The organism is Guyparkeria sp., assembly GCF_046545975.1.
Taxonomy (GTDB): Bacteria; Pseudomonadota; Gammaproteobacteria; order Halothiobacillales; family Halothiobacillaceae; genus Guyparkeria.
Genome location: NZ_JBKGYT010000116.1, coordinates 1 through 4,418 on the forward strand (window position 1 = coordinate 1; position 4,418 = coordinate 4,418).

A 4,418-nucleotide genomic window follows, 5' to 3' on the forward strand; every position below is an offset into this window, starting at 1 on the left:
GCCTGGTCGAGGCCGGCTGCGAGGTGCGCGTGGTGATGACCGAGGCGGCGACCCGCTTCGTCACCCCGCTCTCTTTCCAGGCGGTCAGCGGCCAGCCGGTGCGCACTACCCTGCTGGATGCCGAGGCCGAATCGGGCATGGATCATATCGCGTTGGCCCGCTGGGCCGATGCCGTGGTGATCGCCCCGGCCAGCGCGGACCTGATGGCGCGCCTGGCCGCCGGCATGGCGGACGACCTGCTGACCACCCTTTGTCTCGCCACCGAGGCGCCGGTTCACCTGGCCCCGGCGATGAACCGGCAGATGTGGGCCCACCCGGCCACGCAGGCTAACCAGGCGTTGCTGGTCGAACGCGGCGTGGTCATGCACGGGCCGGCGGCCGGCGCCCAGGCCTGCGGCGAGACCGGCGAGGGGCGCATGCTCGAGGCCGAGGCGATCGCCGAGGCCTTGCTTGCCGGTGGCGCGCCGGACCTGGCCGGGCGGCATGTCGTCGTCACGGCCGGCGGCACGCGCGAGCCGATTGACCCGGTGCGCTTCATCGCCAACCGTTCCTCCGGGCGCATGGGCTTCGCCATCGCCGCCGAGGCGGCCCGGCGCGGCGCGGACGTGACGCTGGTCGCCGGCCCCTCCTCCTTGTCCACGCCGGGTGGCGTGACACGCATCGACGTGGAGACCGCGGCCGAGATGCAGGCGGCGGTCGAGTCGATCGAGTCGATGGATATCTTCATCGGGGCGGCGGCGGTGGCCGATTACCGCGTGGCCGAGCCCGCGGCGAGCAAGCTCAAGAAGGACGGCGAGCCCCTGCGCCTGGAGCTGGTGCCCAACCCCGACATCATCGCCGGCGTGGCGGCACGTGCCGAGCGGCCGTTCGTCATCGGTTTTGCCGCCGAGACCGACCACCTGCGCGAACATGCCGCGGCCAAGCGTGTCGCCAAGGGCATGGACCTGATCTGTGCCAACGAGGTCGGCGCGGGCAAGGGCTTCGACCGGCCGGACAATGCGCTGCTGCTGTTGTGGGACGGTGGCGAGCGCGTGCTGGCGCAGGCGGGCAAGGAGCGGCTGGCAACCCGGATTTTCGACACCTATCACCAGATCACACAGGTTTCCGACGATGCATCGAGTTGAGGTCAAATGGCTCGACCCCCGGCTGGGCCGCGAGATCCCGCGCCCGGACTACGCCACCGACGGCTCGGCGGGCCTGGACCTGCGCGCCTGCCTGGACGAGGCGCTCACCCTCGCGCCCGGCCAGACCGAGCTGGTGCCCACCGGCATGGCCATCCACCTCGACGACCCGGGGCTGGCGGCGATGATCCTGCCGCGCTCGGGGCTGGGCCACAAGCACGGCATCGTGCTGGGCAACCTGGTCGGCCTGATCGACTCCGACTACCAGGGCCAGCTGTTCGTCTCGATGTGGAATCGCGGCGACAGCCCGTTCACCGTCGATGTCGGCGAGCGCATCGCCCAGCTGGTGGTCGTGCCCGTGGTGCAGGTAGCCTTCGAGGCCGTCGACGAGTTCGGCGAGAGTGCGCGTGGCACCGGCGGTTTTGGTCACACCGGGCGCGATTGAGCGACTGACAAACAACCAGAGAACACGAGAACATGTCCCGATTCGACCCCGCCCTGACCGCCGACGTATTGATGGAGGCGCTGCCCTACATCCAGCGCCTGTTCGACAAGACCGTGGTGATCAAGTTTGGCGGCAACGCCATGGTCGACGAGGATCTCAAGGACGCCTTCGCCCGCAACATCGTGCTGTTGAAGCAGGTGGGCCTGAACCCGGTGATCGTCCACGGCGGCGGGCCGCAGATCAACCAGGTGCTGGAAAAGCTGGGCAAGCAGGGCGAGTTCGTCGAGGGCATGCGGGTTACCGACCGCGAGACCATGGACGTGGTGCAGATGGTCCTCGGCGGGCTGGTCAACAAGGACATCGTCGCGCTGATCAACCGTCACGGCGGCCGTGCCGTGGGCCTGACCGGGCGTGATGCCGGGCTGGTGCGCGCGCGCAAGCTCAAGGTCACCCGCAAGAACCCCGAATTCGACGAACCGGAGATCATCGACATCGGCCACGTCGGCGAGGTGGCCTCCATCGACGCGGGCATCCTGCGCACCCTGGACGCCTCCGACGTGATCCCTGTGATCGCGCCGATCGGCGTGGGCGAGGACGGCGAGGCCTACAACATCAATGCCGACGTGGTGGCGAGCAAGGTCGCCCAGGTGCTCGAGGCGGAAAAACTGCTGCTGCTGACCAACATCGCCGGCGTGCTGGACCGCGAGGGCAAGCTCCTGACGGGGCTGACCGCCGATGACGTGGAGGCGCTGATCGAGGATGGCACCATCCATGGCGGGATGCTGCCGAAGATCAACTTCGCCCTGGATGCCGTGCGCGGGGGGGTCAAGACCGTCCAGATCATCGACGGCCGGGTGCCGCACGCGGTGCTGCTCGAGCTGCTCACCGACCAGGGGGTCGGCACGCTGATCCGGGGCTGATCCCCGGCATCAGCCGTTGGCCTTCAGGTCCCGGAAGCGCTGGATGTCCTGTTCGAAACGCTGTTCGACTTCATTTCGCTCGGATCGAGCGTCCTCCAGCGAGGCCTTCAGGTTTTTCAGGTCGCGGGCGTAGCTGCCGTCGTTGGGACTGTTCCGGGCCTTCTCTTCCATGCGTGCCGTCGATGATTCGAGTTGACGAATGCGGGCATCGAGACGGGCGAGACGCGAATCGCGGGCCTGCTCGATGTCCTCGACGCTGCTGTAGAGGGCCATTAGCACCTGGTTGTGCTTGCGCTCGGCGTCTTCGGCCAGGCGGGCATCCTCCTCGGCCTGGCGCTGCGCTTCCTCGCGCGCCTTTTCCTCGTCGGTCTTGCGCGGGGCCACCTCGCGGATGACCTGCCCCGTGCCTGAATCGATCACCTTGTAGCCGTTGGCCGCCGCCGCGGACGGCAGGGTGTCGCTGAACTGAAGCTGACCATCGGCGTCGACCCAGCGATAGGTGGCGGCGTTGGCCGCCTGGGTCGCGAGCAGTGGCAGGATGATGGCAATGACGCCGGCGAGTGCCTGTCGGTGGCGCATGTGCATGAGTCTCTCCCAGTGTCCATATCATGACCATCGGGGCGCGCCCGGTGGTCAACTGTTGACATCACGTCACGGTTGATCCGTGTTTCTCTTGTGTCACTGGGAGTTACTGCAATCATGGTGCCAGTTTTGGCGCCGGTCCGGATGATGGGCGACCTGTCAGTCGCCTTTCGCGCGCGACTCGAGCCCCAGGGCCACCCAGAGGCCGGAGAGCAGCATGGCGATGCCGACGAACCAGAACCCGGCCTCGATGCCGCCGGTGAGTGTGGCCACCAGCCCCAGCGCCAGCGCGCCGACGGCGTAGCCGAAATCGCGCCAGAACCGGTACACGCCGAGGATGCCGGCGCGCTCGACCGGCTCGCAGTGGTCGGCGACCGCCGCGCCCAGCGTCGGATAGAGCATTGCCATGCCCACGCCGGTGACCGCCATCGCGACACCCCAGATCCATGTCGAGTGGCTGAGCACCACGGCCATGATGCCCACCCCGCACAGCCACATGCCGCCGACGATCAGCCCGCGCCGGCCCAGCCGGTCGGAGGCCGGGCCGGTGACCAGTTGCCCGGCACCCCAGACCATGCCGTAAATGCCCACCAGGAAACCCGCGGTGACCAGGTCCGCGCCGCGCGCGACCAGCAGGATGGGCACGAACAGCCAGATGATGGTATCGGTGAACTTCTCCACCAGCCCGGCCTGGTTGATCGCCAGCAGGCTGCGATTGCCCCAGGTGGCGTGCAGGAAAAAGCCCAGACCGGAGCGGAGGGCCGGGACCTTGCCGTTGCCACTGGCTTTCTGCTGGGCATGGGCCCAGGGCAGGGTGTCGCGGGCCATCCAGATTGCCAGTGCCAGGGCCAGCCCGATCACGGCAAGACCGAACCAGAACAGGCCTTCGCGTGCCCCGAGCTGCTCGGCGACGATCGCCGCGAGGTAGCCGGCCACCGCCACGCCGCCGTAGCCGGCGAACTCGTTGGCCCCGTTGACCAGCCCGCGCTGGTGGGCGTGGGTGAGATCCAGCTTGCTGTTGAGCGCCATCGACCAGGCCAGCCCCTGGTTGATGCCCAGAAAGACCGTCGCCAGCAATACCCAGCCCCAGGAATCCGCGATCAGCAGCAAAAACGGCACCGGGATAGCGAACAGCCAGCCGGCGACGAGCACGCGTTTTCGCCCGTAACGGTCGGAAAAGCGCCCGGCAAGCAGGTTGAGCGTGGCCTTGATCACGCCGAAGATCACCACGAAGCTCGCAAGCAGGGTGAACGCCCCGGCGGCCAGACCGAAGTCCGATTCGGAGAGCACCGGCAGCACCGTGCGGGTCATGCCGACCAGGGCGCCGACGAAGAACACCTGCAGCAGGAA

At 68.1% G+C, this 4,418-nt stretch carries 5 protein-coding genes; 3 read left to right on the top strand and 2 right to left on the bottom strand.

Going from position 1 to position 4,418, the window contains the following annotated elements; all coding sequences use genetic code 11:
• From coaBC to argB, 3 genes are all read left to right on the top strand, one after another.
• A partial coding sequence (coaBC, locus tag ACLFMY_RS08570) for a bifunctional phosphopantothenoylcysteine decarboxylase/phosphopantothenate--cysteine ligase CoaBC (RefSeq protein ID WP_410764243.1) occupies nucleotides 1–1,124 on the top strand: 1,124 nt, incomplete at its 5' end.
• Entirely contained in the window at nucleotides 1,111–1,566 is a 456-nt protein-coding gene (gene dut / locus ACLFMY_RS08575; protein ID WP_410764244.1) for a dUTP diphosphatase, read from the top strand. The genes coaBC and dut, both read left to right, overlap by 14 nt.
• 32 nt (nucleotides 1,567–1,598) lie before the next feature.
• The gene (gene argB, locus ACLFMY_RS08580; protein WP_410764245.1) at nucleotides 1,599–2,486 is read left to right on the top strand and encodes an acetylglutamate kinase; all 888 of its coding nucleotides are present in this window, start codon (nucleotides 1,599–1,601) and stop codon (nucleotides 2,484–2,486) included.
• 9 nt (nucleotides 2,487–2,495) lie between these two features.
• On the opposite strand, the gene ACLFMY_RS08585 is transcribed toward argB, so the two are convergent.
• The gene (locus ACLFMY_RS08585; RefSeq protein WP_410764246.1) at nucleotides 2,496–3,071 is read right to left on the bottom strand and encodes a DUF4124 domain-containing protein; all 576 of its coding nucleotides are present in this window, start codon (nucleotides 3,069–3,071) and stop codon (nucleotides 2,496–2,498) included.
• A 156-nt stretch (nucleotides 3,072–3,227) separates the two neighbouring features.
• On the bottom strand, nucleotides 3,228–4,418 hold a 1,191-nt coding region (locus tag ACLFMY_RS08590), incomplete at its 5' end, for an MFS transporter (RefSeq protein WP_410764247.1).

Coding starts and splice junctions, on each gene's coding strand:
- dut (WP_410764244.1), top strand. CDS start 1,111: ATGCATCGAGTTGAGGTCAAATGGCTCGACCCCCGGCTGGGCCGCGAG.
- ACLFMY_RS08585 (WP_410764246.1), bottom strand. CDS start 3,071: ATGCACATGCGCCACCGACAGGCACTCGCCGGCGTCATTGCCATCATC.
- argB (WP_410764245.1), top strand. CDS start 1,599: ATGTCCCGATTCGACCCCGCCCTGACCGCCGACGTATTGATGGAGGCG.